The following is a 21631-nucleotide window of genomic DNA, read 5'->3' as shown; positions in this document are numbered from 1 at the left end:
CGAGGGCCGGAGCCGAGGGCCGGAGCCGAGGGCCAGGCCGGGCCAGGCCGGGGCGGCGGGTCGCCCGGGCCGGGGTCAGCGGGAGCCGTACGGGGGGAGCGGGGGCTCGGATTCCGCGAGGAGCTTCGTCACGGCGACCCCCGCCCCGGACGGGGTCCAGCGGGCGCCGCGGTCGGCGGTGGGGCCCGGGCGCCAGCCCTCCATCACCGTGATCCGGCCGCCCTCGGCCTCGAAGACCCGCCCCGTGACGCCCTCGGAGTCCCCGGAGCCCAGCCACACCACCAGCGGGGACACGTTCTCCGGGGCCATCGCGTCGAAGCCCCCGGCCGCCTCCGGCGCGGCCATCGACCCGGCGAAGGTCTGCTCCGTCATCCGGGTCCGCGCCGCCGGGGCGATCGCGTTGACCTGGACCCCGTACCGGCCCATCTCGGCCGCCGCCACCAGCGTCAGGCCGAGGATCCCCGCCTTGGCCGCGCTGTAGTTGCCCTGGCCGACGGAGCCCAGCAGCCCCGCCCCCGAGGAGGTGTTGACCACCCGGGCGGCCCGCGGGCGTCCGGCCTTCGCCTCGGCCCGCCACCACGCGGCCGCCGACCGCAGCGGCAGGAAGTGCCCCTTGAGGTGCACCCGCATCACCGCGTCCCAGTCGGCCTCACCGAGGTTGACCAGCATCCGGTCCCGCAGGAACCCGGCGTTGTTGACCAGGGTGTCCAGGCCGCCGAAGGCGGAGACCGCGCAGTCCACGAGCGAGGCCGCCCCCTCCTGCGACGCTATGTCCCCGCCGTGCGCCACCGCCTCGCCGCCCAGTGCCCGGATCTCCTCGACGACCAGCGACGCCGGGCTGTCGGGCCCGGGACGGCCGTCGAGGCCCACCCCGAGGTCGTTGACGACCACCCGCGCGCCCTCCGCCGCGAAGGCCAGGGCGTGGGCCCGGCCCAGTCCCCGTCCCGCGCCCGTCACGATCACCACGCGTCCGTCCGCAATGCCCATGTCCGCCTCAGCTCTCCTTGTTGACCGTTGCCGCGTCCAGGAACGCGGGGCGCTCCCCGCCCCCGTGCACCAGCAGGCTCGCGCCGCTCACGTAGCCGGCCCGGCCGGAGGCCAGGAACACCGCCGCCTCCCCCACGTCCGAGGGCTCGGCCAGCCGTCCCAGCGGCACGGTGGCGCCGACCGCCGCGATGCCCGCCTCGTCCCCGTAGTGCAGGTGCGCCAGCTCGGTCCGCACCATGCCCAGGACGAGCGAGTTGACGCGTACTTCGGGCGCCCATTCCACGGCCATCGAGCGGGCCAGGTTCTCCAGGCCCGCCTTGGCCGCACCGTAGGCCGCCGTCCCGGGCGAGGGGCGGGTGCCGCTGACGCTGCCGGTCATCACGACCGAGCCGCGGCTCTCGCGCAGCCAGGGGTAGGCGGCGAGCGAGGCCGTCATCGGGGCCAGCAGGTTGAGTTCGACGACCCGCGCGTGCCGCTCGGCACCGCCCTCCCCCAGCAGCCGGTACGGGGTTCCGCCGGCGTTGTTCACCAGGCAGTCGAGCCGCCCGTGGCGCTCGCCGACGGCGTCGAAGAACTCCCGTACGGCGGCCGGGTCGCACAGGTCCACGGCGGTGAAGGCGGCCTGCCGCCCGCCCGCCGCCACCGGCTCCTCCGGCGGCCGCCGGGCGCAGACGACGACCTCCGCCCCGGCCGCGAGGAACGAGCGCGCGATCCCGGCGCCCACCCCCCGGGTTCCGCCGGTGACGACGACAACCCTCCCCTTGAGCTCCATCGGCTGCTACCTTCCTCACCTAACAAATGTTTGGTGGAAAGGTAGCTGATCCGCTCATGGGTGTCTCCACCTCCGGCCCGGCCAAGGGCATCGCACTCGTCACAGCCGACTTCCCGCCCGTCAACGCGCTCCCGGTGCGGGGCTGGTACGACCTGGCCGACGCCCTGCGCGCCGCCGGCCGGGACCCCGAGGTCCGCTGCGTGGTCCTGGCCGCCGAGGGCCGGGGCTTCAACGCCGGGGTCGACATCAAGGAGATGCAGCGCGACACCGGGCACGGAGCCCTCGTCGGCGCCAACCGCGGCTGCTACGAGGCCTTCGCCGCCGTCTACGAGTGCGAGGTGCCGGTGGTCGCCGCCGTGAACGGGTTCTGCCTGGGCGGCGGCATCGGCCTGGTCGGCAACGCCGACGCGATCGTGGCCGGCGAGGACGCCGTCTTCGGGCTCCCGGAGCTCGACCGGGGCGCCCTCGGCGCCGCCACCCACCTGGCCCGGCTCGTCCCGCAGCACCTGATGCGCGCCCTGTACTACACCTCGCGCACCGTCACCGCCGCCGAACTCCACGCGCACGGCTCCGTCTGGAAGGTGGTCCCGCCCGAACGGCTCCGGGACGCCGCCCTGGAACTGGCGGCCGAGATCGCCAAGAAGGACGGCTACCTGATCCGCCTGGCCAAGGCGGCCATCAACGGCATCGACCCCGTGGACGTGCGCCGCAGCTACCGCTTCGAACAGGGCTTCACCTTCGAGGCCAACCTCAGCGGGGTCGCCGACCGCGTCCGCGACACCTTCGGCAAAGGACAGGAGGAGACCGCATGACGGACAAGACGATGACCCCCGACGAGGTGGTCGGACAGCTGAGCAGCGGAATCACCCTCGGCATCGGCGGCTGGGGCTCCCGGCGCAAGCCCATGGCCCTGGTGCGGGCACTGCTCCGCTCGGAGATCACCGATCTCACCGTGGTCTCGTACGGCGGCCCCGACGTCGGGCTGCTGGCCGCCGCCGGACGGATCCGCAGACTCGTGGCCCCCTTCGCCACCCTCGACTCCATCGCGCTGGAGCCGAACTTCCGGGCCGCCCGCGAGAGCGGGGCCATCGCCCTCACCGAGTACGACGAGGCCATGTTCATGTGGGGGCTGCACGCCGCCGCGAACCGGCTCCCCTTCATGCCCGTCCGGGCCGGCCTCGGCTCCGACGTGATGCGGGTCAACCCGGAACTACGCACCGTCACCTCCCCCTACGCCGACGCCGAGGAGTTCGTCGCCGTCCCCGCCCTGCGCCTGGACGCGGCCCTGGTGCACCTCAACCGCGCCGACCGGCTCGGCAACGCCCAGTACCTGGGCCCGGACCCCTATTTCGACGACCTCTTCTGCGAGGCCGCCGACGCCGCGTACGTCTCCTGCGAACAGCTCGTGGAGAGCGCCGAGCTGGCCAAGTCCGGCCCCCCGCAGTCCCTCCTCGTCAGCCGGCACTCCGTCACCGGGGTCGTGGAGACCCCGAACGGCGCGCACTTCACCTCCTGCGTGCCCGACTACGACCGCGACGAGGCCTTCCAGAAGCTGTACGCCTCCACCCCCTGGCCCGAGTTCGCCGCCCGCTTCCTGGCCGGCGGGAGCGAGCACGACTACCAGACCGCCGTCCGGACCTGGCACGAGGAGCAGAAGTGACCGCCGCGACCGCCGCCACCCGGCAGGAGTACTGCGTGATCGCCTGCGCCGAGGCATGGCGCGACAACGGCGAGGTGCTCGCCAGCCCCATGGGGCTGATCCCCTCCTTCGGGGCCCGGCTCGCCAAGCGCACCTTCGCCCCCGAGCTGCTACTCACCGACGGCGAGGCCATGCTGGTCGGCCTCGACGGCACGCCCGAGGGCTGGCTGCCGTACCGCCGCCACCTGACGATGGTCACCGGCGGACGGCGGCACGTGATGATGGGCGCCGGCCAGATCGACCGGTACGGCAACCAGAACATCTCCTGCATCGGCGACTGGGAGCGGCCCTCCCGCCAGCTCCTCGGGGTGCGCGGCGCGCCCGTCAACACCCTGAACAACCCCGTGAGCTACTGGGTCCCCAAGCACTCCCCCCGGGTGTTCGTCGAGCGCGTCGACATGGTCAGCGGAGTGGGATACGACCGCGCGGAGGCGGCCGGGGTGACCCGCTACCACCGGCTGCCGCGGGTGGTCAGCGATCTCGGGGTCTTCGACTTCACCGGACCGGACCGCTCGATGCGCCTCGCGTCCCTGCATCCGGGCGTCACGGTCGAGCAGGTCCGCGCGGCGACCGGGTTCGAGCTGGCGGTCGCGGACGGGGTCCCGTACACGCGGGAGCCGAGCGCCGAGGAGCTGCGGCTGATCCGCGAGGTGATCGACCCCCGGGGCCTGCGCGACCGGGAAGTCCGGGTCTGAGGCGAGGAGCCGGAGAGGCGGGGAGTCTGCGATGGAGACGGCATTCACCGAGCTGGTCGGGGTCCGCTACCCGATCGTGCAGACGGGCATGGGCTGGGTGGCCGGGCCGCGCCTGGTCTCGGCGGCGGCGAACGCGGGGGCGCTGGGCATCCTGGCCTCGGCGACGATGACCGTGGAGCAGCTGCGCGCCGCGGTCAAGGAGGTCGGGTCCCGTACGGACGCGCCGTTCGGGGTGAACCTGCGGGCGGACGCCGGGGACGCGGCCGAGCGGGTGCGGCTGATCATCGACGAGGGCGTGCGGGTGGCCTCGTTCGCGCTCGCCCCGTCCCGGGAGCTGATCGCCCGGCTGAAGGACGCCGGAGTGGTGGTGATCCCCTCGATCGGGGCGCGCCGGCACGCCGAGAAGGTCGCGGCCTGGGGCGCGGACGCGGTGGTCGTGCAGGGCGGCGAGGGCGGCGGGCACACCGGTGACGTGGCCACGACGGTGCTGCTGCCGCAGGTGGTCGACGCGGTGGACATCCCGGTGATCGCGGCGGGCGGCTTCAGCGACGGCCGCGGCCTGGTCGCGGCCCTGGCGTACGGGGCGGCGGGCATCGCGATGGGCACCCGCTTCCTGCTGACCTCCGATTCCACCGTCCCGGACGCGGTGAAGGCCGAGTACCTGAGGGCCACGGTCAAGGACGTCACCGTCACCACGGCCGTCGACGGGCTGCCGCACCGGATGCTGCGCACCGAACTGGTCACGGCCCTGGAGCGGTCGGGCCGCGCCGGGGCGCTGGCGCGGGCGGTCCGGCACGCGGCCGGGTTCCGGAGGCTGTCGGGCCTGTCCTGGGCGCAGATGGTGCGCGACGGCCTGGCGATGAAACACGGCAAGGACCTGTCCTGGAGCCAGGTCCTGCTGGCGGCGAACACCCCGATGCTCCTGAAGGCGTCCATGGTCGAGGGCCGTACGGACCTCGGTGTCATGGCATCGGGCCAGGTCGCGGGGGTGATCGAGGATCTGCCGTCCTGTGCGGAACTCGTCTCCCGGGTCATGGCCGAAGCACGACAGGCAATGGAAGCACTGCACTCGCTCCACACCCTGCCACCACCAGGGTGATCCCCCTTCTCCGTTACAGGAGTCGCAAAGATGAGCCGTGCCCGAATCCGCCTGGCGACCGCGGCGGCCGCCGCCGCCCTCGCCATCGGGACCCTGCCCGCCGCCTCCGCGTACGCGGCGCCGGCGGACAGCGCCGCCGCCGCCAGGCACCCGTACCACTGGCAGTACGCGCCGGAGACGATCCGGCAGATCCCCCTCCAGGGCGCCGTCAACCTCCGGGACATCGGCGGCTACCGCACCTACACCGGCGGTCAGGTCCGCCAGGGGCTGGTGTACCGCTCCGACGCGCTGAGCAAGCTGACCCCGGCGGACATCACCACCGTCTCGGGTCTCGGCCTCACGAAGGTCGTCGACTTCCGCATCGCGATGGAGCTCCAGTACGACGGCGCCGACCGGCTGCCGTCCGGGCTCTCGGCCACCTCCCGCCCGATCAGCGACCTGGGCCTGTACGGCACCCTGGTCGGGGCGATAGCCACCGGCGACCCCGTGAAGCAGGAGCAGATGCTCGGCGGCGGGCGCGCCGAGGCGTACATGCGGGACATCTACCGCACCTTCGTGACCAGCCCCGAGAACCGGGCGCAGCTGGCGACGACCCTGCGGGAGATCGCGGACGGGAGCCAGGGCCCGCTGCTGTACCACTGCACGTCCGGCAAGGACCGTACGGGCTGGCTGAGTTACGTCCTGCTGCGTTCGCTGGCCGTGCCCCAGGAGACGGCCGAGCGGGACTACCTGGCCTCGAACACGTTCCGGGCGGCGTACGACGCCCAGGTGCGGGCGGGTCTGAAGCAGTCGGGGCGGATGCAGAACCCGGACCTGCTGATCCCGCTCCAGGAGGTCCGCCAGGACTACCTGGACGCGGCGACGGCGCGGCTGGAGGCCGACTACGGGAGCTTCTACGGCTACCTCACGGACGGGCTGGGCCTGGACCTGCGGACGCTGGTGAAGCTGCAGGACAAGCTGGTCCGCTAGCCGGGCGGCGAGGCCCGCAAACGCCGGACGCCGGGCGGTGCGCAGTGCGCGCCGCCCGGCGTCCGGTGGTCGTACGTCGTGCCGCGGGGGTCAGACCGCCCGGCGGCGGCCCTGGCCGCCGCCCGTGCCGACGCGGCTGCGCGCGGAGGCCGCGGCGGCACCGCCGCCGGAGGACGAGCCGCCGGAGCGCCGGCCCTGGGCGGGGGCACCGCCGGTGCCCTGGCCGCCGCCCTGGCCGCGGCGGGCCTGGCCCGAGCCGGCGGCGGGGGCCTGGCCGGAGGCGGAGCCGCCGGAGCGCCGGCCGCGACCGCCGGCCGCGGGGGCTGAGCCGGTCGCGGAGCCGCCGCGGGAGCCGCCCGCGCGGCGGCGCGAGGAGCCGGAGCCCGAGCCGGTGCGCGGCTTGGGCTGCGGGGGCTGGGGGACCTCCAGCACGACGGGGACGCCGGAGGGCTCGCGGGCGCCGGTGAGGCGGGACAGCTCCTCGTCGGAGGACTTGACCTGTGCGGTGCGCGGGGTGATCCCGGCGTCCGACATCAGGCGGGACATGTCGCGCTTCTGGTCGGGCAGGACCAGGGTGACCACGCTGCCGGACTCGCCGGCGCGGGCGGTACGGCCGCCGCGGTGCAGGTAGTCCTTGTGGTCGGTCGGCGGGTCCACGTTGACGACGAGGTCGAGGTCGTCGATGTGGATGCCGCGCGCGGCCACGTTGGTGGCGATGAGCGCGGTGACCTCGCCGGTCTTGAACCAGTCCAGGGTGCGGTTGCGCTGCGGCTGGGAGCGGCCGCCGTGCAGGCCGGAGGCGCGGACGCCGTCGGCGAGCAGCCGCTTGACCATGCGGTCGACGCCCCGCTTGGTGTCCACGAACATGATGACCCGGCCGTCGCGGGCCGCTATGCGGGTCGCCACGGCCTTCTTGTCGGTCTCGTCCATGACGTACAGGACGTGGTGCTCCATGGTGGTGACCGCGCCGGCCGACGGGTCGACGGAGTGGCCGACCGGGTCGCTCAGGAACATCTTGACGAGCTTGTCGATGTTCTTGTCGAGGGTCGCCGAGAACAGCATGGTCTGGCCGCCGGGCTCGACCTGGTTGAGCAGGGCGGTGACCTGCGGCATGAAGCCCATGTCGGTCATCTGGTCGGCTTCGTCGAGGACGGTGACGGAGACCTGCGAGAGGTCGGCGTCACCGCGGTCGATGAGGTCCTTGAGGCGGCCGGGGGTGGCGACGAGCACCTCGGCGCCGCGGCGCAGGGCGCCGGACTGCCGGTTGATCGACATGCCGCCGACGACGGTCGCGATGCGCAGGTTGACGGCCGTGGCGTAGGGGCTCAGGGCGTCGGTGACCTGCTGGGCCAGCTCGCGGGTCGGTACGAGGACCATCGCGAGCGGCGCCTTGGGCTGGGCGCGGCGGCCGGCGGTGCGGGAGAGCAGGGCCAGGCCGAAGGCGAGGGTCTTGCCGGAGCCGGTGCGGCCGCGGCCGAGCAGGTCACGGCCGGCGAGCGAGTTCGGCAGGGTGGCGGCCTGGATGGGGAACGGCTCGGTGACGCCCTGGGCGGCGAGGGTCTTCAGCAGCGCCTCGGGCATGTCCATGTCCTCGAACGCGGCGACCGGCGGGAGGGCCGGGGCGGTCGGCTCGGGCATGGTGAATTCCTGGGGCCGGGGGGCGGGGGCGGACTTCTGCCGTCCCGCACCAGCCTTCGGACGCCCCTGTGCCGCACCTCGACCCCGGGTGGGGCGGCGGCTGGGTCGTGCGGAGCTGGAGCTGGTCATGCGAGAAAGCCCTCCTGAAACCGGCAGGTAAAACAAAGGTCGAGACAGCAGACAAGCCGGGGCCCGCACCTCGCGGTGCGGACCCCGGCATGCTGAAGAACTTAGGCGGGGAGGATGTTCTCCGCCTGGGGGCCCTTCTGGCCCTGGGTGACGTCGAACGTCACGCGCTGACCCTCGGTCAGCTCACGGAAGCCAGAGGTGGCGATGTTCGAGTAGTGGGCGAAGACGTCCGGGCCGCCACCGTCCTGCTCGATGAAGCCGAAGCCCTTTTCCGAGTTGAACCACTTCACGGTACCGTTAGCCATTTGAATCTCCTGAATAGGCGGCAAGGGCCCCATCCGGGAGGATCCGGGAAAAACAATAAAAGCGCCTGCGGAGCATTCCCGTCAGGCGCACATAAAGTTCATGGGTACCACAACTGCAACGCCCCTAAGCTAGCACACCCCGGCCGGGCGGCGCTGCGACCTGCGCCACCCGGCCGCAACCCCGCCGGACCGGCCCCCGGTCAGAGCCGCTCGATGATCGTCACGTTCGCCTGGCCCCCGCCCTCGCACATCGTCTGGAGGCCGTAGCGGCCGCCGGTGCGTTCCAGCTCGTGCAGCAGGGTGGTCATCAGCTTCACGCCCGTCGCGCCCAGCGGGTGGCCCAGGGCGATGGCGCCTCCGTTGACGTTGACCCGGTCCGGGTCGGCGCCCGTTTCCTTCAGCCAGGCCAGGACCACCGGGGCGAAGGCCTCGTTGATCTCGACCAGGTCGATCTCGTCCAGGGTCAGCCCGGTCTTCTTCAGGGCGTGCGCGGTCGCCGGGATCGGGGCGGACAGCATGCGGATGGGGTCCTCGCCGCGGACCGACAGGTGGTGGATGCGGGCCCGGGGGGTCAGGCCGTGCTCGGCGACCGCCCGCTCGGAGGCGATCAGCATGGCCGCCGCGCCGTCCGAGACCTGCGAGGAGACGGCCGCCGTGATGGTGCCGCCCGCGACGACCGGCTTCAGGGTGGCCATCTTCTCCAGGGTGGTGTCCCGGCGCGGGCCCTCGTCCACCGCCACGTCCCCGTAGGCGACGGTCTCCCGTCCGAAGCGGCCCTCGTCGATGGCGCGGACCGCCCGCCGGTGGGAGCGCAGGGCGAACTCCTCCATGTCCTGCCGCGAGATCCCCCACTTCTCGGCGATGAGCTGCGCCCCGTGGAACTGGTTGACCGGCGCGTCCCCGTACCGGGCCCGCCAGCCGCGCGATCCCGCGTAGGGGCCCTCCGTGAAGCCCAGCGGCTCGGCGGCCTGCCGGGAGGCGAAGGCGATGGGGATCATCGACATGTTCTGGGTGCCGCCCGCGACCACCAGGTCCTGGGTCCCGGACAGGACGCCCTGCGCCGCGAAGTGCACGGCCTGCTGCGAGGACCCGCACTGCCGGTCGACGGTGACGCCGGGGACCTCCTCGGGCAGGCCGGCGGCCAGCCAGGCCGTCCGGGCGATGTCCCCCGCCTGCGGCCCGACGGTGTCCAGGCAGCCGAACACCACGTCCTCCACCGCGGCCGGGTCCACCCCGGACCGCTCGACCAGCGCCCTCAGGACGTGCGCGCCCAGGTCGGCGGGGTGCACGGCGGACAGGCCGCCGCCGCGCCGCCCCACGGGGGTGCGTACGGCGTCGACTACGTAGGCCTCGGGCATGACGGGCTCCTCAACGGGGTCAGGGGCGTACGGCGATCCCGTCCAGCACCATCGACAGGTACTGGCGGGCGATCTCCTCGGGGCTGTGCTGGCCGCCCGGCCGGTACCAGGACGCCGCGACCCACACCGTGTCGCGGACGAAGCGGTAGGTGAGGCGGATGTCGAGGTCGGCGCGGAAGACCTGGGCGGTGACGCCCCGCTCCAGCGTCCCCAGCCACGCCTTCTCGAACTTGACCTGTGAGTCGGAGAGGTAGTGGAAGCGGGGCTGCGCGGAGAGGGTGCGGGCCTCCTTCTGGTAGATGGCGACGGCGGCACGGTGCCGGTCGATCTCCCGGAAGGACTCGGTGACGAGGGCCTCGATGGTCTCCCTGGGGCCGAGGCCGGCGGCGAGGACGGTGTCGTACCCCGCCCACAGCTCGTTCAGGAAGGCCGAGAGGATCTCGTCGAGCATCGATTCCTTGGAATCGAAGTGGTAGTAGAGGCTGCCGGCGAGCATCCCGGCGGCGTCGGCGATCTTGCGGACGGTGGTGGCGTTGTAGCCCTGGGCGGCGAAGACCTCGGCGGCGGTGTCGAGGAGTTCCCGTCGGCGCTCCGGCGAGGCGGTCACCTGTGTCTTCTTCGGCTTGTTCGTTGGCACGGGCCCATTCTCGGCCTACGCGTGCTGGCTGCTGACCGACACCGTCTCGCCCGTCATGTACGACGAGTAGCCGCTGGCCAGGAAGACGATGACGTTGGCGATCTCCCAGGGCTCGGCGTACCGGCCGAAGGCCTCGCGGGCCGTCAGTTCGCGCAGCAGTTCCTCGCTGGTGACCTTCACCAGGTGCGGGTGCATGGCCAGGCTGGGGGCGACCGCGTTGACGCGTACGCCGAACTCCGCGGCCTCCAGGGCCGCGCAGCGGGTCAGGGCCATCACCCCGGCCTTGGCGGCGGCGTAGTGGGCCTGGCCGGTCTGGGCGCGCCAGCCGATGACGGAGGCGTTGTTGACGAGGACTCCGCCGCCTCCGGAGGCCTTGAGGGAGCGCAGTGCGGCGCGGGTGCAGCGGAAGGTGCCGTTCAGGGTGACGTCGAGGACCCGGCCCCACTGGTCGTCGGTCATGTCGACGAGGTCGGCGGTGCCGCCGAGGCCGGCGTTGTTGACGACGACGTCGAGGCCGCCGTGGAGCTCCTCGGCGTGCGCGAACAGGGCCCGGACCTGTTGCTCGTCGGTGACGTCGCAGGGCAGGGAGGCGACGCGGCCGGGCCCGAACCCGGCGGCGAGGGCGTCCTCGGTCTCCTTCAGGCGCCGGGCGTGGGCGTCGCTGATCAGGACGGTGGCGCCCTCCTCCAGGAAGCGGCGGGCGGTGGCGCCGCCGATGCCGGCTCCGGCGGCGGCGGTGATGACGGCGGTGCGGTCCTTGAGCAGCCCGTGGGCCGGGACGTACGCGGGGGCGGTCATGTCCGTACCTCCTTGGGAATGCCGAGGATCCGCTCGGCGGCGAAGTTGCGCTGGATCTCGTCGGAGCCCGCGTGGAGGGTGTCCGCGCGGGAGGAGAGGACGTCCGTGGCCAGTTCGCGGGGGCCGCGGTGCCGGCGGGCGTCGAGGGCCGCGAACCCGCCGGTGAGGTGGGCGCCGGGCCGAGTGCGGACCCCGGTGCGGAACTCCTCGACGCCGCTCATGGCCGTACGTTAACCTACCAAACACTTGTTAGGGAAGGATGTGCCGATGCCCGCCGCCGACGCCTTTGCCGAAGATTCCGCCGCCGGCCCGCCCGCGGACGTGGCCGCCATGAAGGAGGCGAGCAGCTCATGAACCTCGACCACTCCCCCGGGGTGGAGGCCTTCCGGGCCGAGGCCCGCGACTGGCTCCGCTCCCGCGTCCCGGCCCGCCCCCTGCCCTCCCTGGAGACCGGGGAGGGATTCGCCGCACACCGCGAGTGGGAGGCGCTGCTCCACGCGGACCGCTGGTCGGCGGTTTCCTGGCCCGAGGAGTACGGGGGCCGGGGCGCGGACATCGAGCGGTGGCTCGTCTTCGAGGAGGAGTACTGGGCGGCGGGCGCCCCCGGCCGGGTCTCGCAGAACGGCATCAGCCTGCTGGCCCCGACCCTCTTCGACCACGCCACCGCCGAGCAGCGGGCACGCGTACTGCCCCCCATGGCGAGCGGGGAGGTGATCTGGGCGCAGGCCTGGTCGGAACCGGAGTCCGGATCCGACCTGGCCTCGCTCACCTCGCGGGCGGTGCGGACGGAGGGCGGCTGGCTGCTGCACGGGCAGAAGACCTGGTCCTCGCGGGCCGCCTTCGCCGACCGCGCCTTCGGCATCTTCCGCACCGGTCCCGGGGCGCCGAAGCCGCACCACGGGCTCACCTACCTGATGTTCGACCTGCGGGCCCCCGGCGTGACCGTGCGGCCCATCGGCCGCCTCGACGGCAAGCCGGCCTTCGCGGAGCTCTTCCTGGACGGGGTGTTCGTACCCGACGAGGACGTGATCGGCGAGCCCGGGCAGGGCTGGCGGATCGCGATGTCGACCACCGGCAACGAGCGGGGGCTGACCCTGCGCTCCCCCGGCCGGTTCCTGGCCGCCGCCGACCGGCTGGCCCGGCTGTGGCGCGCGCAGGGCGACCCCGCCGACACGGCACTGCGCGACCGGGTCGCGGACGCGGTGGTCGGGGCCCGCGCCTACGAGCTGTTCACCTGGACCGGCGCCTCCCGGTTCGCGGCGGGCGAGCGGATCGGCGCCGAGTCCAGCCTGAACAAGGTGTTCTGGTCCCAGTACGACATCGCCCTGCACGAGACGGCCCTGGACCTGCTGGGCCCGTACGCGGAGCTCGCCGAGGGCGAGTGGGCCGAGCCGTGGCTCTTCTCCCTGGCCGGGCCGATCTACGCGGGTACGAACGAGATCCAGCGCGACATCATCGCCGAGCGGCTGCTCGGCCTCCCGAAGGGCCGCCGCTGATGCGCTTCCTGCCGACCGGGGAACAGTCCGACTACGCCCGTACGCTGCGCTCCCTGCTGGGCGCGGCCGGGGTCCCGGCGACCGCACGGGCCTGGGCGGCCGGGGAGCACGGGCCCGGGCGGGCGCTGTGGTCCCGGCTCGCCGGGACGGGCCTGTTCGCGCTGGCCGTGCCGGAGGCGTACGACGGGGCGGGCCCGCTGCCGGTGGAGCTGGCGCTGGGCTACGTGGAGCTGGGGCGGGCCGGGGTGCCGGGCCCGGTGGTGGAGACGGCGGCGGCCGCGGTGCTCCTCGCCGGGCTGGGCGACGAGGCGCTGTCGAAACGCTTCCTGCCGGGGCTGGCCTCGGGCGAGGCCTCGGCGACGGTGACGCTGCCGTGCGGCTCCCCGTACGCCCTGGACGCGGACGCGGCGACGCACCGCTTCACGGTGACGGAGGCCGGCGAGCTGCGGCTGGCCCCCGCCGGCGGGCACGGGGAGCCGCTGGCGTCCACCGACCCGGCGCGGCGGCTGTACCGGCCGGCCGGGGACGGGGAGCGGCTGGCGGCGGGCCCGGCGGTGACGGCGGCGGCGGGGACGGCCCTGCGCTGGGCGCGGCTGCTGACGGCGGCCCAGTGCCTGGGCGTGGGCGAGGCCCTGCTGGCGCAGACGGTGGAGTACGCGAAGCAGCGCACCCAGTTCGGGACGCCGATCGGCGGTTTCCAGGCCGTCAAGCACCGGCTGGCGGACACCCTGCTGGCGCTGGAGTTCGCCCGGCCGCTGCTGTGGGCGGCGGCGCTGTCCCTGTCCCGCCAGGACGTGGCGGCGGCGAAGCTGACCGCCGGCGAGGCGGCGTACGCGGCCGCGCTCACCGCCCTCCAGCTGCACGGCGCGGTCGGCTACACCGAGGAGCTGGACCTGTCCCTGTGGCTGCGCAAGGCCCGCCCGCTGCGCGACGCGTGGGGCGGGCCGTCGCAGTGCCGGGCGGAGGTGGTGGATTAGCGGGTGTCCGCAAAGCGGCGCCGTCCGCCCGGGTCGCGGGGCGGGGGCGGCCACCCGGCACCGGGGCCGGGACGGCTCAGCGGAACTCCCGTACCACCTCGATGCGCCCCACGATGTGCGCGTTGAACTCGGGGAGTTCCTCGGCCGGGACCCAGAGTTCCAGGATGGTCTCGCCGCCCGCCCGCTGGACGGGGTAGCGCTCCAGGAAGGCCGAGTCGACCTCGAAGCGGGTCACGAAGCCGGCACCGTCGTGCTTGACGTTCCAGTCGCGGGCGATGCGGACCGCGTAGTCCTCGTTGAGCACCGGATAGAAGATCGGCTGCTCCGGCAGGCGCGGGGGCCAGGCCCGCCAGTCGAGGGCGCGCACCAGCTCGAGCTCGACGGGGCCGGTGGGACGCCAGAGGGTGGTGGTGGACATGCCCGCGATCCTAAGGGCCGCCGCCCGGGCGGGAACGACTTCGGGCGGTTCCCGGTGTACCGGGAACCGCCCGAAGATCAGGTGCGCCGCCAGGGACTCGAACCCCGGACCCGCTGATTAAGAGTCAGCTGCTCTAACCAACTGAGCTAGCGGCGCCTCGACAGGAAAAATACCCGGTCCGCGGAGCTCTTCCAAATCGCCCCTACGGACGGGCCGTCCCCTCGTGGGGGTACGGGCACCGGGCCGGGGCGGCGGCCGGCTCCGCCGTGCGGGCGGGGGCCGGGCGGCGGGTCACCCGCATCGGCATTCCGCCGCGCGGCCGCAGCGTCACCATCGGTTCCATCACCGGCTCCGGCGCCCCGGGCAGCGCGCTCAGCCGTACCTGCCCGGCCAGCGTGGCGAGGGCGATCTGGCCGCCCAGCAGCGCGTGGTTGTTCCCGATGCAGACCCGGTGCCCCGCGCCGAACGGCATGTAGGCGTGCCTGGGCAGCGCCTCCTCGCGCTCGGGGGAGAAGCGGTCCGGGTCGAAGCGCTCCGGGTCCGCGAAGTAGTCGGGCCGCCGGTGCAGGGTGTACGGGCTGAAGATCACGCAGGCGCCGGCCGGGATGCGGTGGCCCAGTACCTCCACGTCCGCGGTGGCCTGGCGGGAGAACATGTACACCGGCGGGTAGAGCCGCATGGCCTCCTTGAACACCTGGAGGGCGTACGGCAGCCGCTCCAGGTCCTCCAGGGTCGCCGTCCTGCCGCCGAGCACCGCGTCCGATTCGGCGAGCAGCCGCTCGTACACCTGCGGGTGCCGGTCCAGGAGGTGGAAGCTCCAGGTGAGGGCCGTGGCCGTGGTCTCGTGGCCGGGCATGAACATGTTGAGCGCTTCGTCCCGGATCTGCTTGTCCCCGAGCGGGGTGCCGTCCTCGGTGACGCACTCCATCAGCAGGTTCAGCCAGTCGTCGGGCCGCCGCGCCATGGCCCGGCGCTCGGCCAGGACGGCCTTGAAGGTCTCCTCCAGCCGCTCGATGGCCCGGCGGTAGCGCAGGTTCGCGGGCGTGGGCCACTCGATGGTCAGCGGGACGAGGGCACTGGCCTGGGAGTCGAAGCCGTGGATGGCGTCGGTGAGCGCGTTGCCCAGTTCGTCGGCCTCGCCGAGCACGTCCCGGCTGAACAGGTTGTGCCCGACGATGCCCAGCACCAGGCGGACCATCTCGCGCCGCACGTCGAGGACCTCGCCGTCGGCCCAGCCGCCGGCCACCTCGGCCGCGACCCGGGCCGCCGTCTCCGCGGAGTTGCGGACCACCGCCGTGCGGAACCGCGGCTGGATGAGCCTGCGGTTGCGCTTGTGGTCCTCGTTGGGGGCGGTGAGCAGCCCGTCGCCGAGCAGCGGCCGGGCGAAGGCGCGGAAGCGGTCGGTCTTCTCGAAGAGCGACCCGTTCCTGATGAGGATCTCGTGGGCCATCTCGACGGAATTGACGAAATAGCAGTCCTGTCCGGCGAGCCGGTACGTACCGATGTCACCACACGATTCGAAGGTGCGCCGGAACAGGTCCAGCCGGTCCTTCTTGAATTCCCAGGTGTTTCCGATGCCGACCCGGCCCTTTACTTTCGGAACCGGACGGACGGGCGTGCTGCTACCCGGAGACATTTCTGTTCCTCCCCCGCGGAGAATTTCTCGAATGGGCCTTGTCGCGCCCCTTCGAAAATTAGCCGCCGCCCGCTTCCGCGGGCAATGCCCGGGCAGCTAGCTGCCAGAAAGCCGGTCGGAACGGCCGTCGGACCGGCGGAAGGACAGCAGGACCACGAGGGCTCCGGCCGCGGCCGCGGCCGCGGCGACCAGCGAGGTCGTGTGCATGGCGTGCAGGAAGCTCTGGTCGGCGGCCGCCGCCAGCCCGGGCCTGCCCAGCTGCCCGGCGACCAGCCGGGCGGCCTCGGCGGAGTCGCCGGCCGCGTCCGCCGCCGGACCGGGCAGCCCGGCCAGGGCCGGGGTGACGTCCGTACGGTAGGAGCCGGTCAGCAGGGAGCCGAGGACGGCGACGCCGAGCACCCCGCCGATCTGCCGCACCGAGTTGTTCACCGCCGAGCCCGCCCCGGTGCGCTCCGGCGGCAGCACCGACATGACCGCCTCGGTGGTCGGCGCCATCGCGGCGCCCAGCGCCGCGCCCTGGACCAGCATCAGCAGCCAGAACCAGGCCATCGGGGTGTCCGGGCCCAGCCGGACGTACGCCAGGAAGGTGCCGGCAGCCACGAGCATCGCCGGGCCCACCACCGGTCCGAGGCCGAAGCGGCGCACCAGGCCCGCCGACAGGGGCGCGCCCAGGAGCACCCCGGCCGCGACCGGCACCAGGTTCAGCCCCGCCTCGAAGGGGGTCTGCTCCCGTACGCCCTGGAGGTAGAAGGCGGTGTAGAACATCGACCCGGACAGGCTGAAGTAGACGAGCATCACGGAGGTGGTGGCGCCGCTGAAGCGGGCGTTGGCGAAGAGGCGCACGTCCAGGCTGGGGGTGGCGACCCGCAGCTCGACGAGGACGAAGACGGTGAGGACGGCCAGGCCGCCGGCGATCGGCCCGAGTACGCCCCACGTGGTCCACTCGCCCCGGTGGCCGCCCTCGATCAGCCCGTAGACCACGGCCAGCAGCCCGGCGGTCGACAGCGCCACGCCGACCGGGTCGAGCTTCGCGCGGCCGTGGTGGCGGCCGGCCGGCAGCAGGAGCACGGTGCCGGCCAGGGTCACGGCGGCGAGCGGCAGGTTGACCAGGAAGACCGAGCCCCACCAGAAGCGCTCCAGCAGCGCACCGCCGACCAGCGGGCCCGCCGCGATGGCCAGGCCGCTGGCACCGGACCAGATCGCGATGGCCATCGCCCGTTCCCGGGCTTCGAAGACGGCCGATATCAGGGAGAGCGTGGCCGGCATGATCAGCGCGCTGCCGATGCCCATGGCGCCGCGCGCGACGACCAGCTCGCCGGGGCTGCCGCTCAGCCCCGCCCACAGGGAGGCGGCGGCGAACACCGCCGTCCCGGTCAGCAGCAGCCGGCGGTGCCCGTACCGGTCCCCGAGGACGCCTCCGGTGAACAGCATCACCGCGAAGATCAGGGTGTAGGAGCTGATGCTCCACTGGAGCTGGTTGGGGCTCGCCCCCAGGCCCTCGTCCGGGTCGGCCAGGGTCTTCAGGGCCACGTTCAGGATCGTGTTGTCGAGCCAGACGGTCAGCTGGGCCAGCACCAGCACGGCGAGGGCGAGCCACCGGCGCCCCGGCGGGGCCCCGGCGGCACCGCCCGCCGGCTGGTCCGGCCGGGGGCCGGCGAACTGCTGAACCACGTGACACGACCTCTCGGTTGGGGCGAAGGACTGCCCCGTGATCGTCCACGTCGGCGCGAAGCGCGGTCAACGAATGCCGTCCGGCTGGCAGTTAACTGCCAGTCGTCCCGGCTTCGGCCAGGTCGCGCAGGGTGAGCAGCTGGCGCCGCATCATCAGCAGGTCGCCCCAGGCCATCATCCGCAGCCGGGCCGCGCCCAGCGGGCCGGTGTGGCGGCCGGCCATCAGCTTCGCCACGAGGCGGCTGCGGCCCGGCCCCAGGGCGCTCACCCGGTAGGTCAGCGCGAACCCGCCGAAGGCGCGTACCGCCCACGGGGTGGTGAGCAGCAGGGTGAGCTCGCGGTCCTGCTCGAAGGAGACCAGTTCGAAGATGGTCATGACCCGCTGGCCCGCCGCCAGGCGTTCGGCGCCGGGGGTGAGCGTGCGGGGGCTGCGCCGGCCGAGGTTGTCCAGCAGGTCGTAGCTGTACGGGGCCACCTTCAGCTGGCACAGCCAGCGGAACACCTCGGGCGGGTCGGCGGCGACGGTGACCGCCCGCAGCCACGGCTCGGCCGCCGGGCCCAGCAGCCCGTCGCAGGGGTAGGCGGCGGCTGCTTCCGCGGGCCGCGCGCCCCAGTTCCGGGGGAGATCCACGACGGCCCCCTACCCCAGCGCCCGCTTGAGGAAGTCCAGGACCGCGGTGCGGTAGCGGTCCGGGTCGGTCTTCATGCCCTGGAGGTGTTCGGTCGCCGGCAGTACCTCGACCTCCGCCTCGGGGTAGCGGGCGGCCAGCGCCCGTACGTTCTCGACGGGGATGATGCTGTCGTCCTCGCCGGCCAGCACCAGCACCGGCGTGTGCAGGTAGGCGCCCCGCGCCGGCGGCGGCCAGTCCGCCTGGAGCATGGCCGTGCCCAGCCGGGCGAACACCGACGTGAGCAGTGCCCAGGACGGTCCTGAGCGCAGCGGGCCCGGTACCGGGAGCCCCTTGGCCCGCAGGAAGTTCTCGAACAGCGGCCTCAGTTCCAGGGCCGGGCCGCTGTCGCAGATGACGGCGTCGACGGGGCAGCCGGGCCTTCCCAGGAGGTACAGCGAGGGGAAGGTGGAGAAGGAGAAGCCGAAGACGGCGTAGCGGGCGTCCTGGTACTCGTCGTATCCGCGCAGGTGCTCGACGACGGCGACGACGTCGTCGGTGTGGCGCTCGCTCAGTCCCCAGAAGGCCTTGTCCGCGTCGCTGAGCCCGTGGTTGCGGTGGTCGAACAGGGCCACGGTGTAGCCGGCCTCGTGCAGGAACGCGGCCTGGGCGAGGCTCGCCGACTTGCTCAGGCCGATGCCGTGCCCGATGACCACGACCCGGTCCCGGCCGCCCCGGCACAGCCAGACGTGCAGCTCGCGGCCGCCTCCGGGGAGGGGGACGGACACCTCCTCGACGGGCAGGCCGAAGTCGCGGGGGTGCTTGTGGTGCGGCCGGCGGGGCGGGTGGTAGACGAGGTAGGAGAGCGTCGCCCCGTACGCCGGGGCCGCGGGCAGCGCCAGCAGCGAGGCCAGCGCTCCGAAGGGGCCCCGGCTGCGTGCCGTCCTTTTGGCGGATCCGCTTTCCTCCGCGGCGTTTTCCCGTATCTCCGGACCGTCGACTTCCCTCTGCAACTGAATTCCCCCTCGGTGAATGTGACGGGGCGGTCCCGGTGCGGCTTTCGGCTTCAGCCGCAGCCCCCGGCATGGCCCCCTTCTGCCGACCGCGCCACCGTATCGGCAGGAGTCGGCGGAACGCTCGTTTTCCCGGCGCCTTCCCACCCGTTGGACACCGCGGGCAGCCGGGCCCGAACAGAATCGGCAAAAGCCGCCAGCCGGTCCGTGCCCCAGAATTTCTCGCGGCCGTCGACGAAGAAGGGAACTCCGAAGACGCCGTCGCGGTGTACGTCGAGCAGCGCCGCCACGCCCCGCTCGCGCAGCCCGGCGTCCCGTGCGGCCCCGGCCAGCAGGTCCGGGGGCAGGCCGAGCGCCTCGGCCAGCTCCCCCATCACCCGCGGGTCGCAGATGTCGCGGCCCTCCTCCCAGCGGGCCCGTTTGGCCAGCTCGACGAACCGCGGGCCCAGGCCCCGGTCGGCCGCCGCCATCCAGGCCAGGTGCGGGACCTCCCAGCAGGGGTCGCGGTCCACGGGCCAGGTGGGCTCCAGTCCGCGCGCGCGGGCGAGGCGGCGGACGTCCTGGAGGATGTACAGGTGTTTCTCCCGGGACATGGCCACGTACGGGAAGTGCCCGCCGGCCGCGGCCAGGGCGCGGGCGCTCGTCTCGTCCGGCTCGAAGAACGGCCGCCATTCGACGAGGTCCGCGAGGCCGGGGTGGTGGGTGTGCAGGTCCCGGTGGGCGAGCCAGGAGTAGGGGCTGCGCAGTGAGAAGTAGAAGCGCGGGGGGCCCGCCCGCCGCGGGCCGCGGCGGGCTGCCGCGGGGCGTTGGTCAGACAACGAGTCCTCCGTCGATCTGGAGCACGGCTCCCGTCACGTACTCGGCGCCGACCAGGTACGCGACCGCGTCGGCCACCTCCTCGGCGCGGCCCAGGCGGCGCAGCGGGATGCCCTTCAGGGCCTGCTCGCGGACCTTTCCGGACAGGCCGGCGGTCATGTCGGTCTCGATGAAGCCCGGCGCGACGGCGTTGGCGCGGATGCCGTAGCGTCCGGTCTCCTTGGCGAGGGCCTTGGTGAAGCCGATGATGCCCGCCTTCGAGGCGGAGTAGTTGGTCTGCGTGGCGTGGCCGTAGACGCCCGCGACCGAGGAGATGTTGACGATGCAGCCCTTCTTGCGCTTCATCATCTCGAAGACCACGGAGCGGCAGACGTGGTAGGTGCCGTCCAGGTTGACGCGGAGCACCTGCTGCCAGTCGTCGTCCGACATCATCAGCAGCGGCTGGTCGCGGACGATGCCGGCGGAGGTCACGACGGTGTCGATGCCGCCGAGGCGGTCCTCGGTCTCGGCGACGAGGGCGCGGACCGCGTCGGGGTCCGCGACGTCGGTCCGGTGGCCGTAGGAGCGGACGCCGAGTTCGGCGACCTCCTTCTCCAGTTCCGCGGCGGCGTCCGGCCGTGAGGTGTAGCAGAAGGCCACCTCGTGGCCGTCGCGGGCCAGCCGGAGCACGGTGGCCCGGCCGATGCCGCGGGTCCCGCCGGTGACCAGGGCGACCCCGGTGGTGCTGTCCGACATGTGGGCTCTCCTCACTTGGCGCCGGCCGCGGCGGCGGCCGTGCTCTGCGTACGTGCGTCGGTCAGCTCCTGCGCGGGGCGCATGGCCATGACCACCCGGCCGACCTCCATGACGGTCTCGCCGTCGACGAGCGACTCCCCTTCGAAGATCACGGTGTCGCTGAGGGCGCGGAACAGCCGGATCCGGTGCTCCAGCACCGAGCCGGGGAGCACCGGCCGGTGCAGGACGACGTCGGAGATGCTGCCGAAGAGCATCACCTGGCCCGAGAGCACGTCGGGGTTGGGCCGGTCCCAGGCGGCGAGGACGCCCGCCGCCTGGCACCAGGACTCGATGAGCAGGGTCTGCGGGTAGCCGTGGCCGGCCTCGTCGGCGTCCGGGTCGAGGTCCGCGTACCAGGGCTCGTTGCAGGTGACCGCCTTGAGGGCGGTCAGCCGCTCGCCGGGGACCAGCTCGGTCACCCGGTCGACGAGCAGCATCGGGTACCGGTGCGGCAGGACCTGCTTGATCCGGGTGATCGTCAGCACGGGTTGCTCCCTTCGGTGAAGCGCAGGCGGACCGTCGCGGCGCGGCCCCGGCCGGTGGCGGCGACGGCGTCGCACCGCCAGTGTTCGCCGCGGCGGGACCAGGCGAGGTCGATCGTGAGGGCGTCGCCGGGGAAGACCGGGCTGAGGAAGCGCGTGGACTCCACGGCCCGGAGGGTCACCCGGACGTCCGGGTGGGGGGCGGCGGCCACGGCGCTGCGGTGGACCAGTTCCACGATGCACACCCCCGGGAAGATCGGGAATCCGGGGTAGTGGCCGGGGAAGACCTGTTCGTCGGCGTCGACGCGGACCGTGGTGCGCGGGCCGGCGGGGGTGGCCTCGCCCACCGCCGGCACCGCGCGGACGGGGCTTGCGACCGGGGCCGGCATCAGGCGGCCTGGAGCTTGGCGTCGAGCAGGTCGTAGGCCTTGCGCAGGCAGGTGACCTCCTTCAGCTCGGACTCGCCGAGCTTGACCCCGTACTTCTTCTCCAGGACGACCATGACCTCCAGGGCCATGAGGGAGTCGACGCCCAGGTCGTTCACGAAGTCGGCCTCGTCGGTGAGCTCCGGCTCCTCGACGTCCAGGACGTCGGCGACGGTGCCGCGCAGGTCGTCGAGGTCCAGGGCGGGGGCGGCGGTGGTCTCGGACATGT

At 73.4% G+C, this 21631-nt stretch carries 25 protein-coding genes and 1 tRNA gene; 7 read left to right on the top strand and 19 right to left on the bottom strand.

Annotated features, from left to right (window positions below; all coding sequences use genetic code 11):
• Window positions 1-75: 75 nt before the first annotated feature.
• On the bottom strand, window positions 76-987 hold the full coding sequence (locus ACZ7IF_RS08300) for an SDR family oxidoreductase (protein WP_470965028.1): 912 nt from the start codon (window positions 985-987) through the stop codon (window positions 76-78).
• Window positions 988-994: 7 nt separating this feature from the next.
• Window positions 995-1759 (bottom strand): SDR family oxidoreductase, encoded by a 765-nt coding sequence (locus tag ACZ7IF_RS08295; RefSeq protein ID WP_470965025.1) that lies wholly within the window; start codon window positions 1757-1759, stop codon window positions 995-997.
• 56 nt (window positions 1760-1815) lie between these two features.
• Between ACZ7IF_RS08295 and ACZ7IF_RS08290 the strand changes: the two genes are divergently transcribed.
• Genes ACZ7IF_RS08290 through ACZ7IF_RS08270 form a run of 5 tightly spaced genes read left to right on the top strand, consistent with a single transcriptional unit; the run spans window position 1816 to window position 6221 of the window.
• Window positions 1816-2571 (top strand): enoyl-CoA hydratase family protein, encoded by a 756-nt coding sequence (locus tag ACZ7IF_RS08290; RefSeq protein WP_470965022.1) that lies wholly within the window; start codon window positions 1816-1818, stop codon window positions 2569-2571.
• A complete protein-coding gene (locus tag ACZ7IF_RS08285; RefSeq protein ID WP_470965019.1) occupies window positions 2568-3419 on the top strand; it encodes a CoA transferase subunit A in 852 nt (283 codons plus the stop codon). The genes ACZ7IF_RS08290 and ACZ7IF_RS08285 overlap by 4 nt, the downstream gene beginning before the upstream one ends.
• Entirely contained in the window at window positions 3416-4153 is a 738-nt protein-coding gene (locus tag ACZ7IF_RS08280) for a CoA-transferase subunit beta (protein WP_470965016.1), read from the top strand. Before ACZ7IF_RS08285 ends, ACZ7IF_RS08280 begins: the two co-directional genes overlap by 4 nt.
• Before the next feature lie 31 nt (window positions 4154-4184).
• A complete protein-coding gene (locus tag ACZ7IF_RS08275; protein ID WP_470965013.1) occupies window positions 4185-5252 on the top strand; it encodes an NAD(P)H-dependent flavin oxidoreductase in 1068 nt (355 codons plus the stop codon).
• 30 nt (window positions 5253-5282) lie between these two features.
• Complete coding sequence (locus tag ACZ7IF_RS08270; protein WP_470965010.1) at window positions 5283-6221, top strand: tyrosine-protein phosphatase; 939 nt, start codon at window positions 5283-5285, stop codon at window positions 6219-6221.
• Window positions 6222-6311: 90 nt separating this feature from the next.
• Here ACZ7IF_RS08270 and ACZ7IF_RS08265 read toward each other — a convergent pair whose 3' ends face one another.
• The 6 genes from ACZ7IF_RS08265 to ACZ7IF_RS08240 form a co-directional block, all read right to left on the bottom strand.
• Window positions 6312-7988: a DEAD/DEAH box helicase gene (locus ACZ7IF_RS08265; protein ID WP_470965007.1), complete on the bottom strand. Its 1677-nt coding sequence runs from the start codon at window positions 7986-7988 to the stop codon at window positions 6312-6314.
• A 101-nt stretch (window positions 7989-8089) separates the two neighbouring features.
• Entirely contained in the window at window positions 8090-8293 is a 204-nt protein-coding gene (locus tag ACZ7IF_RS08260) for a cold-shock protein (RefSeq protein WP_125816912.1), read from the bottom strand.
• A gap of 200 nt (window positions 8294-8493) precedes the next feature.
• Entirely contained in the window at window positions 8494-9651 is a 1158-nt protein-coding gene (locus tag ACZ7IF_RS08255; RefSeq protein ID WP_470965004.1) for an acetyl-CoA C-acetyltransferase, read from the bottom strand.
• Window positions 9652-9670: 19 nt separating this feature from the next.
• Window positions 9671-10288: a TetR/AcrR family transcriptional regulator gene (locus ACZ7IF_RS08250; RefSeq protein ID WP_470965001.1), complete on the bottom strand. Its 618-nt coding sequence runs from the start codon at window positions 10286-10288 to the stop codon at window positions 9671-9673.
• 15 nt (window positions 10289-10303) lie between these two features.
• Window positions 10304-11086 carry an SDR family oxidoreductase gene (locus ACZ7IF_RS08245; protein WP_470964998.1) on the bottom strand — a complete coding sequence of 261 codons (783 nt, stop codon included), beginning with the start codon at window positions 11084-11086 and terminating at the stop codon, window positions 10304-10306.
• On the bottom strand, window positions 11083-11307 hold the full coding sequence (locus ACZ7IF_RS08240; protein ID WP_470964995.1) for a hypothetical protein: 225 nt from the start codon (window positions 11305-11307) through the stop codon (window positions 11083-11085). The genes ACZ7IF_RS08245 and ACZ7IF_RS08240 overlap by 4 nt, the downstream gene beginning before the upstream one ends.
• Before the next feature lie 129 nt (window positions 11308-11436).
• Here ACZ7IF_RS08240 and ACZ7IF_RS08235 point away from each other — a divergent pair, with 129 nt between their 5' ends.
• Both ACZ7IF_RS08235 and ACZ7IF_RS08230 read left to right on the top strand, forming a co-directional pair.
• On the top strand, window positions 11437-12582 hold the full coding sequence (locus ACZ7IF_RS08235) for an acyl-CoA dehydrogenase family protein (protein ID WP_470964991.1): 1146 nt from the start codon (window positions 11437-11439) through the stop codon (window positions 12580-12582).
• Window positions 12582-13559, top strand: coding sequence for an acyl-CoA dehydrogenase family protein (locus ACZ7IF_RS08230; protein WP_470964987.1), 978 nt, complete (start codon window positions 12582-12584; stop codon window positions 13557-13559). Before ACZ7IF_RS08235 ends, ACZ7IF_RS08230 begins: the two co-directional genes overlap by 1 nt.
• Window positions 13560-13635: 76 nt before the next feature.
• Here the strand turns inward: ACZ7IF_RS08230 and ACZ7IF_RS08225 are convergent, their stop codons facing one another.
• The 11 genes from ACZ7IF_RS08225 to ACZ7IF_RS08175 form a co-directional block, all read right to left on the bottom strand.
• A complete protein-coding gene (locus tag ACZ7IF_RS08225; protein WP_362469167.1) occupies window positions 13636-13977 on the bottom strand; it encodes a hypothetical protein in 342 nt (113 codons plus the stop codon).
• 82 nt (window positions 13978-14059) lie between these two features.
• Window positions 14060-14133, bottom strand: a tRNA-Lys gene (locus ACZ7IF_RS08220).
• A gap of 46 nt (window positions 14134-14179) precedes the next feature.
• Entirely contained in the window at window positions 14180-15613 is a 1434-nt protein-coding gene (locus ACZ7IF_RS08215; RefSeq protein ID WP_470964984.1) for a cytochrome P450, read from the bottom strand.
• Between the two features lie 96 nt (window positions 15614-15709).
• Window positions 15710-17284 (bottom strand): DHA2 family efflux MFS transporter permease subunit, encoded by a 1575-nt coding sequence (locus ACZ7IF_RS08210; protein WP_470964981.1) that lies wholly within the window; start codon window positions 17282-17284, stop codon window positions 15710-15712.
• 91 nt (window positions 17285-17375) lie between these two features.
• Window positions 17376-17915: a hypothetical protein gene (locus tag ACZ7IF_RS08205; RefSeq protein ID WP_470964979.1), complete on the bottom strand. Its 540-nt coding sequence runs from the start codon at window positions 17913-17915 to the stop codon at window positions 17376-17378.
• Window positions 17916-17924: 9 nt separating this feature from the next.
• On the bottom strand, window positions 17925-18905 hold the full coding sequence (locus ACZ7IF_RS08200) for an alpha/beta hydrolase (RefSeq protein ID WP_470964976.1): 981 nt from the start codon (window positions 18903-18905) through the stop codon (window positions 17925-17927).
• Window positions 18906-18958: 53 nt separating this feature from the next.
• Window positions 18959-19723, bottom strand: a complete 765-nt coding sequence (locus ACZ7IF_RS08195; protein ID WP_470964972.1) for a DsbA family protein — start codon at window positions 19721-19723, stop codon at window positions 18959-18961.
• Window positions 19716-20456 carry a 3-oxoacyl-[acyl-carrier-protein] reductase gene (gene fabG / locus ACZ7IF_RS08190; protein WP_470964970.1) on the bottom strand — a complete coding sequence of 247 codons (741 nt, stop codon included), beginning with the start codon at window positions 20454-20456 and terminating at the stop codon, window positions 19716-19718. The genes ACZ7IF_RS08195 and fabG overlap by 8 nt, the downstream gene beginning before the upstream one ends.
• Before the next feature lie 11 nt (window positions 20457-20467).
• Window positions 20468-20980, bottom strand: coding sequence for a 3-hydroxyacyl-ACP dehydratase FabZ family protein (locus ACZ7IF_RS08185; RefSeq protein WP_470964967.1), 513 nt, complete (start codon window positions 20978-20980; stop codon window positions 20468-20470).
• On the bottom strand, window positions 20974-21324 hold the full coding sequence (locus ACZ7IF_RS08180) for a 3-hydroxyacyl-ACP dehydratase FabZ family protein (protein WP_470964964.1): 351 nt from the start codon (window positions 21322-21324) through the stop codon (window positions 20974-20976). Before ACZ7IF_RS08180 ends, ACZ7IF_RS08185 begins: the two co-directional genes overlap by 7 nt.
• Window positions 21325-21365: 41 nt before the next feature.
• Window positions 21366-21629, bottom strand: a complete 264-nt coding sequence (locus ACZ7IF_RS08175; RefSeq protein ID WP_470964961.1) for an acyl carrier protein — start codon at window positions 21627-21629, stop codon at window positions 21366-21368.
• Window positions 21630-21631: the final 2 nt, after the last annotated feature.

The sequence above is a fragment of the Streptomyces sp. NPDC037421 genome (genome assembly GCF_055602105.1).
Note: the sequence above shows the minus strand (reverse complement) of the source record. Positions and strands in the feature narration are given on the sequence as shown.